A 13,835-nucleotide genomic window follows, 5' to 3' on the forward strand; every position below is an offset into this window, starting at 1 on the left:
CGTCAGGCGGTCAGCGCGACCGATGCCTCAGCGGTGTAGCACAGGAACGTCAGCGTCTCCTCCAGATACAGCTGCACCGTCTCCGCGTCGTGGCTCAGGTAGCCGATCGCCACGTCGGTGCCCAGCTGCAGGTCGAAGTCGCCGCCGCGGGTGCTCAGCAGGAACGCACCGTCGATCGCGGGCGCCCAGATGATCTCGCCGTCCACCAGCCGGTTGAGGTGCTCGCGGATCGGATAGCCGTGCTCGGTGGTCTCGCTGACCTTGGTGTAGGCGTCGGCGGACAGCAGCACCGAGTAGGGACCGTCGACACCGGCCAGCCGCAGCTCCGACAGCGCCTGGGCGAACACGTCGGGATACTCGCGGGCGTCCTCCGGCAACGCCAGCGCCGGGTTGGAGCTGCACATCCGGATGCCGTCGATCGACGCCTCCTTGTAGCCCTCGAAGATCGCGCGGTCCTCGATGAACGCCAGCTTCTTGGCCGCGGCCTTGACCGGATCCCAGTCCGAGTCCTGCGCGCCGCGCTCCACGTCGTCGATTGCGGTGCGCGACACCGTGAACGGCACCCGCAGCCGAACCAGCGGCTTGGATTCTCGAAGGTGTGCCAGCACACCGTCGGCCGGTGCCGCCACGTCGCGCAGATGACCAGTGCTCACCCCGGCCGTCACCGGACCGCCCGGCTCGCTGACGTCGACGACGCGACGGCCGGCGATATGCCGCTTGAACGTCCGGCTGGCCTCCAATTCGATTTCGCTCCAAGCCGATTCGGTGATAGGAGCGAGCTCGCGGTAGAGGTTGTTCATCAGGACTGTCCTTTCAGGCTGCCGATCGCCAATGAGCCGTCGGAAGTGGGGGCGGGTGCCGGGGGAGCTGCGTCGACGTCGCCGAAGCCCGGCCTCGGCGGCGGATCGTTGAGGAAATCGGTGATCGGGGTGAAGAACAGGGTGCCTGTGACGGCGGTGGAGAAATCCAGGATCCGGTCGGTGTTCCCGGGCGGGTCGCCGATGAACATGTTCTCCAGCATCTTCTCGGTGACGGCCGGGGAGCGCGAGTAGCCGATGTAGTACGTGCCGAACTCGTCCTTGCCGATCTCCCCGAACGGCATGTTGTGCCGCAGGATCTTGAGCTCGTTGCCGTCGGCGTCTTCGATCACGTTGAGGGCGATGTGGGAATTCGACGGCTTCACGTCGTCGGGCATCTCGATGTCCTCGAGCTTGGTACGGCCGATGACGCGCTCCTGTTCGGTCACCGACAGCGACTCCCACGACGTCATATCATGCAGGTACTTCTGCACGTGCACGTAGCAGCCGCCGGCGAAATCCGGGTCCTCGTCCCCGATTTGGCTGGCGCTCACCGCAAGTGGGCCGTCCGGATTCTCGGTGCCGTCGACGAAGCCGAGCAGATCGCGGTTGTCGAAGAACTTGAAGCCGTGCACCTCGTCGACGATCGTGATCGCGCCGGCCATCGCCTTGGCGACCCGCCCAGCCAGCTCGAAGCAGACGTCGAGCACCTCGGCGCGGATGTGGAACAACAAGTCACCCGGAGTGGACGGGGCGTGGTGGCGGGCACCGTGCAGCTCGACGAACGGATGCAGATCCTTCGGGCGCGGCCCGGAGAACAGGCGATCCCATGCGTCGGATCCGATCGACGTCACCATCGAGAGGTGCTTGGACGGATCGCGAAAGCCGATCGCCCGGACCAGCCCGGCCAGGTCGGGCAGCGCGTCGTGCACCGCGGCTTCGCCGCCGTCGTTGATCGTGGCCACCAAGAAGATGGCGGCAGGGGTCAGGGGAGCCAGTACCGGTTGCGGTAGCGGGGTGGGCACCGTCTGACCCTAACGAAAATGACGTCGGCGATGATGGTGATCATGTCCACAGCTGCCAGCGCGCGGGGATTGTGCGAATTCATCGACGCGTCGCCGTCGCCCTTCCACGTCTGCCAGACGGCGGCGCAGCGGCTACGCGACGCGGGCTACACCGAACTGGCCGAGACCGATCGATGGCCCGAGGTGGGCGGACGGTACTTCACCGTGCGGGCCGGCTCGCTGGTGGCGTGGAAAAGTCCCCAGCATTCGGGCGGGGATCCGGGCCGGCCGTTCCGCATCGTCGGCGGCCACACCGACAGCCCGAATCTGCGCGTCAAGCAGCATCCGGACCGGGTGGTGGCCGGCTGGCAGGTGGTGGCCCTGGAGCCGTACGGCGGGGCGTGGCTCAACTCCTGGCTGGACCGCGACCTCGGGATCAGCGGCCGTCTGTCGGTTCGGGACCGCGGCGCCGACGGCGGGGTGTCGCACCGGCTGGTACGCATCGACGACCCGATCCTGCGGGTGCCGCAGCTGGCCATCCACCTGGCCGAAGACCGCGCGGCGGTGAAACTCGACCCGCAGCGCCATGTGAACGCGGTGTGGGGTCTGGGGGACACGCCGCGGTCGTTCCTGGCCTACGTCGCCGAGCACGCCGGCGTGAACCCGGCCGACCTGTTGTCAGCGGATCTGATGACCCACGATCTGACCCCGTCGGCGCTGATCGGTGTGGCCGGCGAGTTCGTCAGCGCACCCAGGCTGGACAACCAGGGCACCTGCTACGCCGGGCTGGAAGCGTTCCTGGCCGCGGAGCCCAGCGGCTACCTGCCGGTGCTGGCCCTGTTCGACCACGAGGAGGTCGGTTCGACGTCGGATCACGGCGCCCAGTCTGATCTGCTGCTGACCACGCTGGAGCGCATCGTGCTGGCAGCCGGCGGCGACCGCGAGGATTTCCTGCGCCGGCTCACCGGGTCGATGGTGGCCTCCGGCGACATGGCGCATGCCACGCATCCCAACTATCCCGACCGCCACGAACCCGGGCACCTGATCGCCGTCGATGGCGGCCCGGTGCTCAAGGTGCAACCGAACCTGCGCTACGCCACCGACGGCCGGACCGCGGCCGCGTTCGAACTGGCCTGCCGGCAGGCGGGCGTGCCGCTGCAACGGTACGAGCATCGTGCCGACCTGCCGTGCGGCTCGACGATCGGGCCGATGACATCGGCGCGGACCGGCATCCCCACCGTCGACGTCGGAGCGGCCCAGCTGGCCATGCACTCCGCCCGCGAACTGATGGGCGCGGCCGACATCATCGCGTATGCCGCTGCGCTGCAAGCGTTTCTGGCGCCGCAGTAAAGCTCACAGCTTGTTGTACGCCGGGTCGAGGTGGCGCCACCAGCACACGATGTAGAGCGCCATCGACGCCACCAACGCCACGACGACCCACAAGATCACGGTCACGTCGATCCATGTTCCGATCGTCGGTGCGTCGGGAAGCGCGTTGCGCAGCGGCACCACGGCGAACAGCATCGCCGCGAACCAGGTTGTCATCGGCGGCTGGAACTTGCGCCGATCGCGCACCGTCTGCACCGCCACCGTGATGCCCAACACCGCGATCGTGACCAGCGCCGCCAGCAGCATCGCCACCACCGCGGCAGTGCTGGGCGACCGGTGGAGGTCCACTAGGTAGGCGCTCGGCCGGCTGCCCTCCTCACTCGGCTGAGCCCGGAACTGCCAGCCGGGAGTCCGGTCGTAGATCGACGGCGACACCCGGGTTACCGCGTGACTGTCACCCACCGTGACCTCGATGGTCAGCGGGCCTGCTTGGTAACGATCGAAGGGATAGGTGCCGGGGTCGCCTGTCATCGCCAGCGTCACCGGCACGGTGCCCGGTGTCGAGCCCTTGGTCCATGTCCTGATGGTCGGTGTGATCCCCGAGTCAACTGTGAGGCCGAGATCTTCGACGAGCCCATGCGTCACCGGATCCACCAGTTTGGGACCCGGGACCACCGTCACGTTGACGACCAATTCGCCCCTGGCGGAATGAACCTCGACAAGGTCGGCGGTCACGGTGGTCCCGTCCGTCGTGGCGGTTCCCTGAACGAGCCGCGACGGCTCGCCCAGACCGGTCCCCGCATACAGCGAGATTGTCGCGATGTACGCGCCGATGAGGACTACCACAATTGCGACGAGGCGAACCTTCATACTCAGCCTTCCCCAAAGTTGCTGCGCGTAACGCACATAGCGTGGCACAGGCGGACAGCCGCGGTGCTGGGCCCATCAGCCGGGCCGTTGCGGTGACGCTCGACGGGCGCCGAGGTGGACCGGTCCGCACAGCGGGCACGGGTGGTGACCGTGGTGCTGATGAGGTAGCGCAGCGTCGGCGTTTACGCCTGCAGGTACAAGGACGCGGCATCACGCAGCTGCGCCACTAGACTGTCTGGCGTGACATCTGGGCTCTCTGGAGCAGTCGATACCGTCGACCACGCGTCAACCACCCCCGAGCACCCGCAGCCGTATCGCGAACTCGGGCTCAAAGACGACGAATATCAGCGGATCCGGGACATCCTCGGCCGCAGGCCCACTGACGCCGAGCTCGCCATGTACTCGGTCATGTGGAGCGAACACTGCTCGTACAAGTCCTCCAAGGTGCACCTGCGCTACTTCGGTGAGACCACGACGGAGGCCATGCGGTCCTCGATGCTGGCCGGTATCGGCGAGAACGCCGGCGTGGTGGACATCGGCGACGGCTGGGCGGTCACGTTCAAGGTCGAGTCGCACAACCACCCGTCCTACGTCGAGCCCTACCAGGGCGCGGCCACCGGTGTGGGCGGCATCGTGCGCGACATCATGGCCATGGGTGCGCGCCCGGTGGCGGTGATGGACCAGCTGCGGTTCGGTGCGGCCGACGCCCCCGACACCCGCCGGGTGCTCGACGGTGTGGTCCGCGGCATCGGCGGCTACGGCAACTCCCTCGGCCTGCCGAATATCGGCGGCGAGACGGTGTTCGACGCCTCCTACGCCGGCAACCCCCTGGTGAACGCGCTGTGCGTGGGTGTGCTGCGCAAGGAGGACCTGCACCTGGCGTTCGCCTCCGGAACCGGCAACAAGATCATCCTGTTCGGCGCGCGCACCGGCCTCGACGGCATCGGCGGGGTGTCGGTGCTGGCTTCGGACACCTTCTCCGGCGACGAGTCCGGTGCGGGCCGCAAGAAGCTGCCGAGCGTTCAGGTCGGGGACCCCTTCACCGAGAAGGTGCTCATCGAATGCTGCCTGGAGCTGTACGCCGCCGGCCTGGTGGTCGGGATCCAGGACCTCGGCGGGGCCGGATTGTCCTGTGCGACATCCGAACTCGCGTCCGCCGGCGATGGCGGCATGCGCATCGAGCTGGACCGGGTGCCGCTGCGGGCGAAAGACATGACCCCGGCCGAGGTGCTCTCCAGCGAGTCGCAGGAACGCATGTGCGCGGTGGTTACCCCGGACAACGTCGACGCGTTCCTGGCGGTGTGCCGCAAATGGGATGTGCTGGCCACCGTCATCGGCGAGGTCACCGACGGCGACCGCCTGCAGATCACCTGGCAGGGCGAGACCGTCGTCGACGTGCCGCCGCGGACCGTGGCCCACGAGGGGCCGGTCTACGAACGGCCGGTGCAACGGCCCGACACCCAGGACGCGCTGATCGCCGACACGTCGGCCAAGCTGCCGCGCCCGCAGACCGGTGCCGAACTGCGCGCGACTGTGCTTGCGCTGGTTGGCAGTCCGCATCTGTGCAGCCGCGCGTTCATCACCGAGCAGTACGACCGCTACGTGCGCGGTAATACCGTGCTGGCCGAACATGCCGACGGCGGCGTGCTGCGCATCGACGAAGCCACCGGCCGCGGAATCGCATTGTCCACCGACGCGTCAGGCCGCTATACCCAACTCGATCCGTACACCGGCGCACAGCTGGCGCTGGCCGAGGCCTACCGCAATGTCGCCGTCACCGGTGCGACGCCCGTCGCGGTGACCAATTGCCTCAACTTCGGCTCACCCGAAGACCCCGGGGTGATGTGGCAGTTCTCGCAGGCCGTCCGCGGATTGGCGGATGGCTGTGCAGCCCTTGGCATTCCGGTCACCGGCGGCAACGTCAGCTTCTACAACCAGACCGGGGCGACGCCTATCCTGCCGACCCCGGTAGTGGGTGTGCTCGGCGTCCTCGACGACGTGACGCGCCGGCTGCCCACCGGTCTCGGAAACGAGCCGGGGGAGAGCCTTCTGCTGCTGGGTGACACCCGCGACGAGTTCGACGGCTCGATCTGGGCTCAGGTCACCGGTGACCATCTCGGTGGCGTGCCGCCGCAGGTGGACCTGGAGCGGGAGAAGCTGCTGGCCGAGGTGCTGGTCGCCGCGTCCCGCGACGGGCTTGCCTCGGCAGCCCACGACCTGAGCGAAGGCGGACTCATCCAGGCCGTCATCGAAGCGGCGCTGGCCGGTGAAACCGGTTGCCGCATCGTGCTTCCCGAGCAGGCTGACCCGTTCGTCACGCTGTTCTCCGAGTCCGCAGGCCGTGCCCTGGTCGCCGTGCCGCGGACCGAAGAGAGCCGGTTGGTGTCGATGTGCGAGGCCCGCGGGCTGCCGGTCACCCGGATCGGGGTGTCGGACCCCGGCTCGGATTCCGTTGAGGTGCAAGGCTTGTTCACCGTGACGCTGGCGGAGCTGCGCGCCACCTCCGAGAAAGTGCTGCCCGGGCTGTTCGGATGACCAGTGCGGTCGACGATGTCACCGGTGAGGCTCAGTCCCCGACCGGGACACAGCGTCGCCGCGAGTCGCTGATCGAGTGGACGTGGAGCCTGGTCCGGCTGGACTTCGTCGGGGTGGCGGTCGGTGCGCTGTTCTTCTGCCTGTCCCTGACGCCGTCGCTGGTTCCGCGCGACTGGGTGCTGGCCGGTGTGATCGGCGGGATCAACGCCGCCATCGGGTACGGCATCGGGGTGTTGGCGGGCAAGGCGGTTCGCCGGCTCTTCCTCGACCACCAGCCGTGGTGGCCGCCGAGCGGGCGGATTGCCTTCCGTCTCAAGGCTGCGACCGTGGTGCTGTCGATCGGTGCCAGCGTGCTGATGCTCGTGCCTGCCGCCGCCTGGCAGCGCGAGATCGCGGCCGTCATGGGTATCGAAGGTCCCTCCACGCTGATCTACCTGCGCACGCTGGCCGTCGCGCTGGTCGCCGGCGGACTGTTCGTCGGTGCCGCGCGGGTGATCAAGGACGCCATCAAGTTCTTGGCGCGGCTGATGATCCGGCGGTGGCACATCAACGACGAAGTCGCGATGTTCATCGGCACCGCGATCGTCGTGGTGCTGATCATCACCCTCGTCAACGGGGTGCTCTACCGAGGCTTCATCGCCGGTGCCAGTGCGGTGTTCCAGCCCCAGAACGACACCACCCGTCCCGGCGTCGAACAACCTGTCCGGCCCGAAAGATCGGGCAGCTCGGCATCATTCGCCCCGTGGGACACCCTGGGGTTCCAGGGGCGCAACTTTGTCGGCACCGGGCCGGACGCCACCGAGCTCACCGAGCTCAACGGGCGGCCCGCGAAGGAGCCGATCCGGATCTACGCCGGCCTGGAAACGGCGGACACCACCGAGGGCCGGGTGGCCGTCCTGCTCTCGGAGTTGCAGCGCACCAAGGCTTTTGAGCGCAAAATTCTGGTCATCATCCCCACCACCGGCACCGGCTGGGTCGACCCGGTGGCGGCCAGGGCCATCGAGTCGATGTACAACGGCGACACTGCGCTGGTCGCCATGCAGTACTCCTACCTGCCGAGCTGGATCTCGTTCCTTGCCGACCGCGACAAGTCGGTGGAGGCGGGCCGGGCGATGATCAACGGCATCCAGCGCCGATGGCTGCAGTGGCCGGAGGCCGGCCGCCCCAAGCTGATGCTCTACGGCGAAAGCCTGGGGTCGCTGGCCGGTCAGGGCGCGTTCGGATACCTTCCCGACGTCGTCGACAAGGGGTTCTCGTCGGTGCTGTGGGTCGGGCCACCCAACGCCAGCGTGTTGTGGAAGGCACTGACCGTGCGGCGTGATCCGGGCAGCCCGGAATACCAACCGCGCTACGACGGCGGGCGCACCGTGCGGTTCGCGCAGGCCGCCGGGCCCGAACAGATCGCCGGGATCGCGGCATCCCCGACCTGGAAGGGCACCCGGGTGCTCTACCTGCAGCACCCGTCGGACCCGGTGGTGTGGTGGTCACCGCGGCTGTTGTTCACCCGGCCCGACTGGCTGCGGGAGCCGCCGGGCTTCGACCGCAGCCCCGCCATGCAGTGGTATCCCATCGTCACGTTCTGGCAGGTCAGTGCCGATATGGCGGGTAACGTCACCAGCTCACAGGCGGCGCCGAACGGGCACGGCCACAACTACGGCGACAGCCCGCTCGACGGCTGGGTCGCGGTCGCCGCACCCGACGGCTGGACACCCGCCGACACCGACCGGGTCCGGCGTTCCCTCGACAAGCTCATCGCGGCAGGCGGACCCGAATTCCAATGATCACCAAGGATTCCGGTGCACCGGCCGTACGTGCGATCGTCAGCACCGGGTTGGCGGCGGCCGTCGGTGCGCCGCTGGGATTGTGGCCGCCACGGCTATGGTCGGGCCTGCGAACCGGAGGGGTCGCGGGCGGGTTTGTGGTGCTGACCGTCGCGGCGCTGACCAGAGTGCCGCGGGTGCGCCAGGGGATGGTCGACCGCACGGTCCCGCCGAATCCCGTCCGGTGGCTGGCGCTGGACATTCCGATTGCGACGGCGTGGACGGAAGAGATGCTGTTTCGGGGCCTGTTTCAGACCGTCGCGGTTCGGGCGCTCGGGCCGACATTCGGCCCGCTGGCGCAAGCGGCCGCCTTCGGGCTCTGGCACATCCCCGACGCGCGCCGGGTCGGCGACCCGGTGCTGGGCACCGTGGTGGTGACCGGGGTGGCCGGCTGGGTGTTCGGCTGGCTCGCCAGACGGTCGGGCAGCGTGCTGGCACCGGTGCTGGCGCACACGGCGTTCAACGAGTCCGCCGCGGTGGCCGCGATCGTGCTGCAGCGGCGCTAGTCGCCCGTCGTCGGCACGTCCCGGCTGTCCGGCACCAGTTCGTGCGGTTCGGTCTCGGTGTCGTCGATGCCGAAGCTGATGATCCGTTTGGGCGTGATCCGGATGATCGCATCCCCGTCGGGCGCCTCGGCCTGTTCGGCGGTGCCGCGGATCTCCAGACATCGCACCCGCCACGGGCTGCGCGAGGCGATGTCGTCGACGACGAACGCAACGGTGTTGTTGGTGGCCAGGTTGCGGAACTTGCGGCTCTTGGCCATGTTGTAGCCGACGACGTCGAGGGTGCCCAGTGCGTCGTTGTAGGTGAAGCCGACCGGACTGTTCTGCAGCGTGCCGTCCGGTGCGATGGTGGCCAGCCTGCCGAGATCCGCCGACTTCAGGTATTCGATTTCGTGCGGTTTGAACGCCATCACGTCACGGTAGGACCTCAACTTCGGTTGACGTCAATACCGCATACTCGACTGGTGCCCGCCCGCAGCAGCGCCGACCCCGAAGCCACCGTCGCCGCGGTTCGGGCCGTCTCGGACTGGCTCCGCGACGACACCGCACCCGCCCCTGACCGACCGGCGATCGCCGCGGCCGTCCGGTTGACCGCCCGCACCCTGGCCGCGGTCGCGCCAGGCGCGAGCGTGGAGGTGCGCGTGCCACCTTTTGTTGCGGTCCAATGCATCTCCGGGCCCCGCCACACCCGCGGTACACCCCCCAATGTGGTGGAGGCCGATCCGCGGACCTGGCTGCGGCTGGCGACCGGCCTGCTGGGCGTCGACGAGGCCTCCCGGGGCGGGGGGCTGCGGCTGTCGGGATCCCGGGCGGGCGAGGTGGAGTCCTGGCTCCCCGTCGTGACACTGACCGACTGAGGCCCCGACACTCGGCGTTGGGTTCCGTGTTTGGAGCCGATGCCCGTAAACTGGCTTACGTCACCAACCTGCGCCAGGGAGCAGCCCATATCGTGACCGAACACGTGGAGAACGACCCTCGGGAAGAGTGCGGCGTCTTCGGCGTATGGGCTCCAGGCGAGGATGTAGCCAAACTCACTTATTACGGTCTCTATGCCCTGCAGCACAGGGGTCAGGAAGCCGCAGGCATCGCCGTCGCCGACGGATCGCAGGTCCTGGTTTTCAAGGATCTGGGTCTGGTCAGCCAGGTATTCGACGAGCAGACGCTGGCCGCCATGCCCGGCCACGTCGCCATCGGTCACTGCCGGTACTCGACCACCGGGTCCACGACCTGGGAAAATGCCCAACCGGTGTTCCGTAACACCGCGGCGGGCACCGGAATCGCGTTGGGACACAACGGAAACCTGGTCAACACCACCGATCTGGCCGCCCGCGCCCGGGATGCCGGGCTGATCAACCCGAACATGCCGGGTGCGGCGACCACCGACTCCGACATCCTCGGCGCTCTGCTGGCCCACGGCGCGGCCGACTCCAGCATCGAGCAAGCAGCCCTGGAATTGCTGCCCAGCGTGCGCGGGGCGTTCTGCCTGACCTTCATGGACGAGAACACGCTCTACGCCGCGCGCGACCCGTACGGCGTGCGCCCGCTGTCGCTGGGCCGGCTCGACCGCGGCTGGGTGGTGGCCTCCGAGACCGCCGCCCTCGACATCGTCGGCGCCTCGTTCGTCCGCGACATCGAGCCCGGTGAACTGCTGGCCATCGACGCCGACGGCGTGCGTTCCACCCGGTTCGCAAACCCGACCCCCAAGGGTTGCGTGTTCGAGTACGTCTATCTCGCCCGGCCCGACAGCGTCATCGGCGGCCGGTCCGTGCACGCCACCCGCGTCGACATCGGCCGCCGGCTCGCCGCCGAGCAGCCCGTCGACGCCGACCTGGTCATCGGCGTTCCGGAATCGGGAACACCCGCCGCGGTCGGATACGCCCAAGGGTCCGGCATCCCGTTCGGCCAGGGCCTGATGAAGAACGCCTACGTCGGGCGCACGTTCATCCAGCCGTCGCAGACCATCCGTCAGCTCGGCATCCGGCTCAAGCTCAATCCGCTCAAGGAAGTGATCCGCGGCAAGCGGCTCATCGTCGTCGACGACTCGATCGTGCGCGGCAACACCCAGCGCGCGCTGGTGCGCATGCTGCGTGAGGCGGGTGCGGTCGAGGTACACGTGCGCATCGCGTCGCCACCGGTGAAGTGGCCGTGCTTCTACGGCATCGACTTCGCCACCCCGGCCGAGCTGATCGCCAACGCGGTGGACAAAGAGGGCGAGATGCTCGAAGCGGTGCGGCATGCGATCGGCGCCGACACCCTGGGTTACATCTCCAAGCAGGGCATGATCGCGGCGACCGAACAGCCCGCCACGCGGCTGTGCTGCGCCTGCTTCGACGGCACCTACCCGATCGAACTGCCCGGCGAGACCGCGCTCGGCAAGAACGTCGTCGAGCACATGCTGGCCACCGCCGCCCGCACCGGGCTTCCGATCCAGCCGGTGTCAGTCGACAACGACAACGTCTCGGCGCTCAGCAGGCCCTGAGGCTACCCGGCGGCCTCGCTGACCTTGCGCATCTGCGCGCCCAGCGTGGCCGAATGCAATGGGCGTCCGGCCAGCCAGTACAACCGGCCCAGCAGCCCGCGCGGATAGAAGATCGCCTGCTGGTCATATCGGCTGCCGCCCTGGTCGGGTGCGACCCGCATCTCCAGCCAACGCACCCCCGGGCTGCGGTCGTCGGCCCGCAGCCGTAGCAGCGCACCCTCGTCGCGGCTCTCCACGTGCCAGCGCGGCGGAACGGAATGCTCGACCGCCTCCCACAGCCGCTCCGGGCTTGCCGTCGTGCGCAACGACCGGGTGTCGGTGTAAACGATGGCGCCGGCCCAGTCCGGGTCGTTCGGCAGCGGCGCGGCGGTGCCGGTGTCCCACGTGGTCTCCACCTCGCCGCGGGCGATCCGGGCCAAGGCGAGCGAGACCGCCCGCCGGTAGGGGGTGAGGCCGGCGGCCGGCCGGTCGATGACGGTGTCGATGTCGTGGTTGTTCATGACGGCATCGCAATGCAGGGATTCGACCAGCGGGCGGGCCAGACCGGACGGGATGGGCGTCACGAATCCCACCCACAGTGCGGCGATCCGCGGGGTCAGCACCGGCAGCACGATGATGCGGCGTTGGCTCAGCCCGGCGACCTCGGCGTAGATCTGCATCATGTCGCCGTACTCGAGGACGTCCGGCCCACCGATGTCCCAGGCCCGCGACTTCGGCACGTCGGCGGTGGCCGCGGCGGCGAGATAGTGCAACACGTCGCGGATCGCGATCGGCTGAATCTTGTTGTGCACCCACTTCGGTGTCGTCATCACCGGCAGGCGGTCGGTGAGGTGACGGATCATCTCGAACGACGCCGATCCCGAGCCCACCACCACCCCGGCCTGCAACACCACCGTCTCGATGCCCGATGCGATGAGGATCTCACCGACCGTGGTGCGCGACGCCAGGTGCGTGGACAGCTCGGCGCCCTCCGGGTGCAGGCCGCTGAGGTAGACGATGCGCTTCACGCCCGCGCTTCGGGCGGCGGTGACGACGTTCTGGGCCGCGCGCCGCTCGTCGGCGGCGAAATCCGCCGACGTGCCCATGGAGTGCACCAGGTAGTAGACGACGTCGATGTCGGTGAAAGCCTCGGCGAGCGAGTCGGCGTCGGTGAGGTCACCGCGAGCGATCTCGATCTGGTCGCGCCACGGCACGTTCGCGAGTTTGTCCGGGTTTCGCGCCAGCGCCCGCACGGCGAAACCGTCCTCCAGCAGTCGCGGCACCAGGCGGCCGCCGACGTAACCGGTGGCACCGGTCACCAAGCATCGGATCTGCTTCGCCGACATGGATCCTCCGTTCGTCGCCCCCGTAATTCGGAGCCGAGGACCGGTTGGATTGCCACTTATTCGAACGGGCAACCCGGATTCGGCGCATCGACTGCCAGCGGGCTGCCCGCGGGCTTGATGTAGAGCACCCACATCACCACCGGGACCGGGCCCTCATTGCGGCCCTCGTGGATATAACCGGTGCCGCTGCCCTCGCTGATCGAGTCGCCCGCGTTGTACACACCGTCGACCGAGCAGTCGCCCTTGTAGTGGGTCAAGGTGCCCTGCTTGATCACCCCGAACACCTGGCCCGGGTGGTAGTGCCAGCCGGTGGTGCCGCCGGGGGCGATGGTGAGCTCCCGGGTCACGAAGTCCCTGCCGTCCAGAGTGGACTGCACCAAGGTGTCCGCCTCGATGCCCGAGTTGGGCGTCGCCGCAGCCGATGCGGGGAACAACACCGCACCGGTGATCGCGATGGTCAACGCCGCAGGGAAACACCGCACTGGTTTCATCGCGCACCAGAGTGTCACACAATGTCGCAATGGCGTTTCGGGGCTGGCCGATCGAGGCTGTGGAGTTCTACGAGGGGCTGGAGGCTGACAACTCCAAGGTCTATTGGACCGCGCATCGCGGTGTCTACGACCGCCAGGTGAAAGCCCCGATGGAGGAGCTGCTCGCCGAGCTGGCCGGCGAGTTCGGCGAGGGCACGCTGTTCCGGCCGCACCGTGACGTGCGGTTCAGCGCCGACAAATCCCCGTACAAAACCAACTGCGCAGCCAGGCTCGGCTCGGGCTACGTGTCGTTCTCGGCCGACGGCCTGTCGGTGGGCAGTGGTCTGTACATGCCCGACGCCGCGGCGCTGGCCCGGTACCGGGCGGCGGTCGACGCCGAGAAGTCCGGCGCCGAGCTGGCCGGCATCGTCGACGCGCTGCGCGCGGGCGGCTACGAGACGATGGCCCATGACGTCCTCAAGACCGCGCCGAGGGGCTACCCGAAGGATCATCCGCGCATCGACCTACTGCGCCATAAAGGCATCGCGATGATGAAGACCTGGCCGGTCGGCGCCTGGCTGGGTACGGCGAAGGCCAAGGACCGCGTGGTCACCACGTTGCGCGCCGGGGCGCCGTTGCGCGACTGGCTGGCCCGGCACGTCGGCTGACGACTGCTACGTTTCTCCCGCGGACGTCGACCGGT

General features: G+C 68.5%; 13 protein-coding genes. 7 read left to right on the forward strand and 6 right to left on the reverse strand.

What is annotated here, in order from left to right; all coding sequences use genetic code 11:
* Positions 1–2 precede the first annotated feature (2 nt).
* Together G6N32_RS03445 and G6N32_RS03450 are read right to left on the reverse strand one after the other, a co-directional pair.
* Positions 3–800 (reverse strand): family 1 encapsulin nanocompartment shell protein, encoded by a 798-nt coding sequence (locus G6N32_RS03445; protein ID WP_115317353.1) that lies wholly within the window; start codon positions 798–800, stop codon positions 3–5.
* Complete coding sequence (locus tag G6N32_RS03450; RefSeq protein WP_115317352.1) at positions 800–1,822, reverse strand: Dyp-type peroxidase; 1,023 nt, start codon at positions 1,820–1,822, stop codon at positions 800–802. The genes G6N32_RS03445 and G6N32_RS03450 overlap by 1 nt, the downstream gene beginning before the upstream one ends.
* Before the next feature lie 18 nt (positions 1,823–1,840).
* Here G6N32_RS03450 and G6N32_RS03455 point away from each other — a divergent pair, with 18 nt between their 5' ends.
* On the forward strand, positions 1,841–3,151 hold the full coding sequence (locus tag G6N32_RS03455) for a M18 family aminopeptidase (RefSeq protein ID WP_172507211.1): 1,311 nt from the start codon (positions 1,841–1,843) through the stop codon (positions 3,149–3,151).
* A gap of 3 nt (positions 3,152–3,154) precedes the next feature.
* Here G6N32_RS03455 and G6N32_RS03460 read toward each other — a convergent pair whose 3' ends face one another.
* A complete protein-coding gene (locus G6N32_RS03460; RefSeq protein ID WP_115317351.1) occupies positions 3,155–4,000 on the reverse strand; it encodes a DUF4436 domain-containing protein in 846 nt (281 codons plus the stop codon).
* A 240-nt stretch (positions 4,001–4,240) separates the two neighbouring features.
* Here G6N32_RS03460 and purL point away from each other — a divergent pair, with 240 nt between their 5' ends.
* Genes purL through G6N32_RS03475 form a run of 3 tightly spaced genes read left to right on the forward strand, consistent with a single transcriptional unit; the run spans position 4,241 to position 8,861 of the window.
* Positions 4,241–6,535 (forward strand): phosphoribosylformylglycinamidine synthase subunit PurL, encoded by a 2,295-nt coding sequence (purL, locus tag G6N32_RS03465; RefSeq protein WP_115317350.1) that lies wholly within the window; start codon positions 4,241–4,243, stop codon positions 6,533–6,535.
* Positions 6,532–8,316 carry an alpha/beta hydrolase gene (locus G6N32_RS03470; RefSeq protein WP_115317349.1) on the forward strand — a complete coding sequence of 595 codons (1,785 nt, stop codon included), beginning with the start codon at positions 6,532–6,534 and terminating at the stop codon, positions 8,314–8,316. The genes purL and G6N32_RS03470 overlap by 4 nt, the downstream gene beginning before the upstream one ends.
* Positions 8,313–8,861, forward strand: a complete 549-nt coding sequence (locus G6N32_RS03475; RefSeq protein ID WP_115317348.1) for an Rv0804 family intramembrane glutamic endopeptidase — start codon at positions 8,313–8,315, stop codon at positions 8,859–8,861. Before G6N32_RS03470 ends, G6N32_RS03475 begins: the two co-directional genes overlap by 4 nt.
* Here G6N32_RS03475 and G6N32_RS03480 read toward each other — a convergent pair.
* Positions 8,858–9,268, reverse strand: coding sequence for a PPOX class F420-dependent oxidoreductase (locus G6N32_RS03480; protein WP_115317347.1), 411 nt, complete (start codon positions 9,266–9,268; stop codon positions 8,858–8,860). The genes G6N32_RS03475 and G6N32_RS03480 overlap by 4 nt on opposite strands.
* 54 nt (positions 9,269–9,322) lie before the next feature.
* On the opposite strand from G6N32_RS03480, the gene G6N32_RS03485 reads away from it, so the two are divergent.
* Together G6N32_RS03485 and purF are read left to right on the forward strand one after the other, a co-directional pair.
* Complete coding sequence (locus tag G6N32_RS03485; RefSeq protein WP_115317346.1) at positions 9,323–9,715, forward strand: sterol carrier family protein; 393 nt, start codon at positions 9,323–9,325, stop codon at positions 9,713–9,715.
* A gap of 92 nt (positions 9,716–9,807) precedes the next feature.
* Positions 9,808–11,337, forward strand: a complete 1,530-nt coding sequence (gene purF, locus G6N32_RS03490; RefSeq protein ID WP_410432903.1) for an amidophosphoribosyltransferase — start codon at positions 9,808–9,810, stop codon at positions 11,335–11,337.
* A gap of 2 nt (positions 11,338–11,339) precedes the next feature.
* Here the strand turns inward: purF and G6N32_RS03495 are convergent, their stop codons facing one another.
* Positions 11,340–12,662 carry a DUF2867 domain-containing protein gene (locus G6N32_RS03495; RefSeq protein ID WP_115317345.1) on the reverse strand — a complete coding sequence of 441 codons (1,323 nt, stop codon included), beginning with the start codon at positions 12,660–12,662 and terminating at the stop codon, positions 11,340–11,342.
* Positions 12,663–12,718: 56 nt separating this feature from the next.
* On the reverse strand, positions 12,719–13,153 hold the full coding sequence (locus G6N32_RS03500; RefSeq protein ID WP_115317344.1) for a cupin domain-containing protein: 435 nt from the start codon (positions 13,151–13,153) through the stop codon (positions 12,719–12,721).
* Between the two features lie 29 nt (positions 13,154–13,182).
* Between G6N32_RS03500 and G6N32_RS03505 the strand changes: the two genes are divergently transcribed.
* Complete coding sequence (locus G6N32_RS03505; protein ID WP_115317343.1) at positions 13,183–13,800, forward strand: DUF2461 domain-containing protein; 618 nt, start codon at positions 13,183–13,185, stop codon at positions 13,798–13,800.
* The last annotated feature ends 35 nt before the right edge of the window (positions 13,801–13,835 follow it).

It is taken from the genome of Mycolicibacterium aichiense (assembly GCF_010726245.1).
Lineage (GTDB): Bacteria > Actinomycetota > Actinomycetes > Mycobacteriales > Mycobacteriaceae > Mycobacterium > Mycobacterium aichiense.

Coding starts and splice junctions, on each gene's coding strand:
- G6N32_RS03445 (WP_115317353.1), bottom strand. CDS start 800: ATGAACAACCTCTACCGCGAGCTCGCTCCTATCACCGAATCGGCTTGG.
- G6N32_RS03455 (WP_172507211.1), top strand. CDS start 1,841: ATGACGTCGGCGATGATGGTGATCATGTCCACAGCTGCCAGCGCGCGG.
- G6N32_RS03460 (WP_115317351.1), bottom strand. CDS start 4,000: ATGAAGGTTCGCCTCGTCGCAATTGTGGTAGTCCTCATCGGCGCGTAC.
- G6N32_RS03470 (WP_115317349.1), top strand. CDS start 6,532: ATGACCAGTGCGGTCGACGATGTCACCGGTGAGGCTCAGTCCCCGACC.
- G6N32_RS03475 (WP_115317348.1), top strand. CDS start 8,313: ATGATCACCAAGGATTCCGGTGCACCGGCCGTACGTGCGATCGTCAGC.
- G6N32_RS03480 (WP_115317347.1), bottom strand. CDS start 9,268: ATGGCGTTCAAACCGCACGAAATCGAATACCTGAAGTCGGCGGATCTC.
- G6N32_RS03495 (WP_115317345.1), bottom strand. CDS start 12,662: ATGTCGGCGAAGCAGATCCGATGCTTGGTGACCGGTGCCACCGGTTAC.
- G6N32_RS03500 (WP_115317344.1), bottom strand. CDS start 13,153: ATGAAACCAGTGCGGTGTTTCCCTGCGGCGTTGACCATCGCGATCACC.
- G6N32_RS03505 (WP_115317343.1), top strand. CDS start 13,183: ATGGCGTTTCGGGGCTGGCCGATCGAGGCTGTGGAGTTCTACGAGGGG.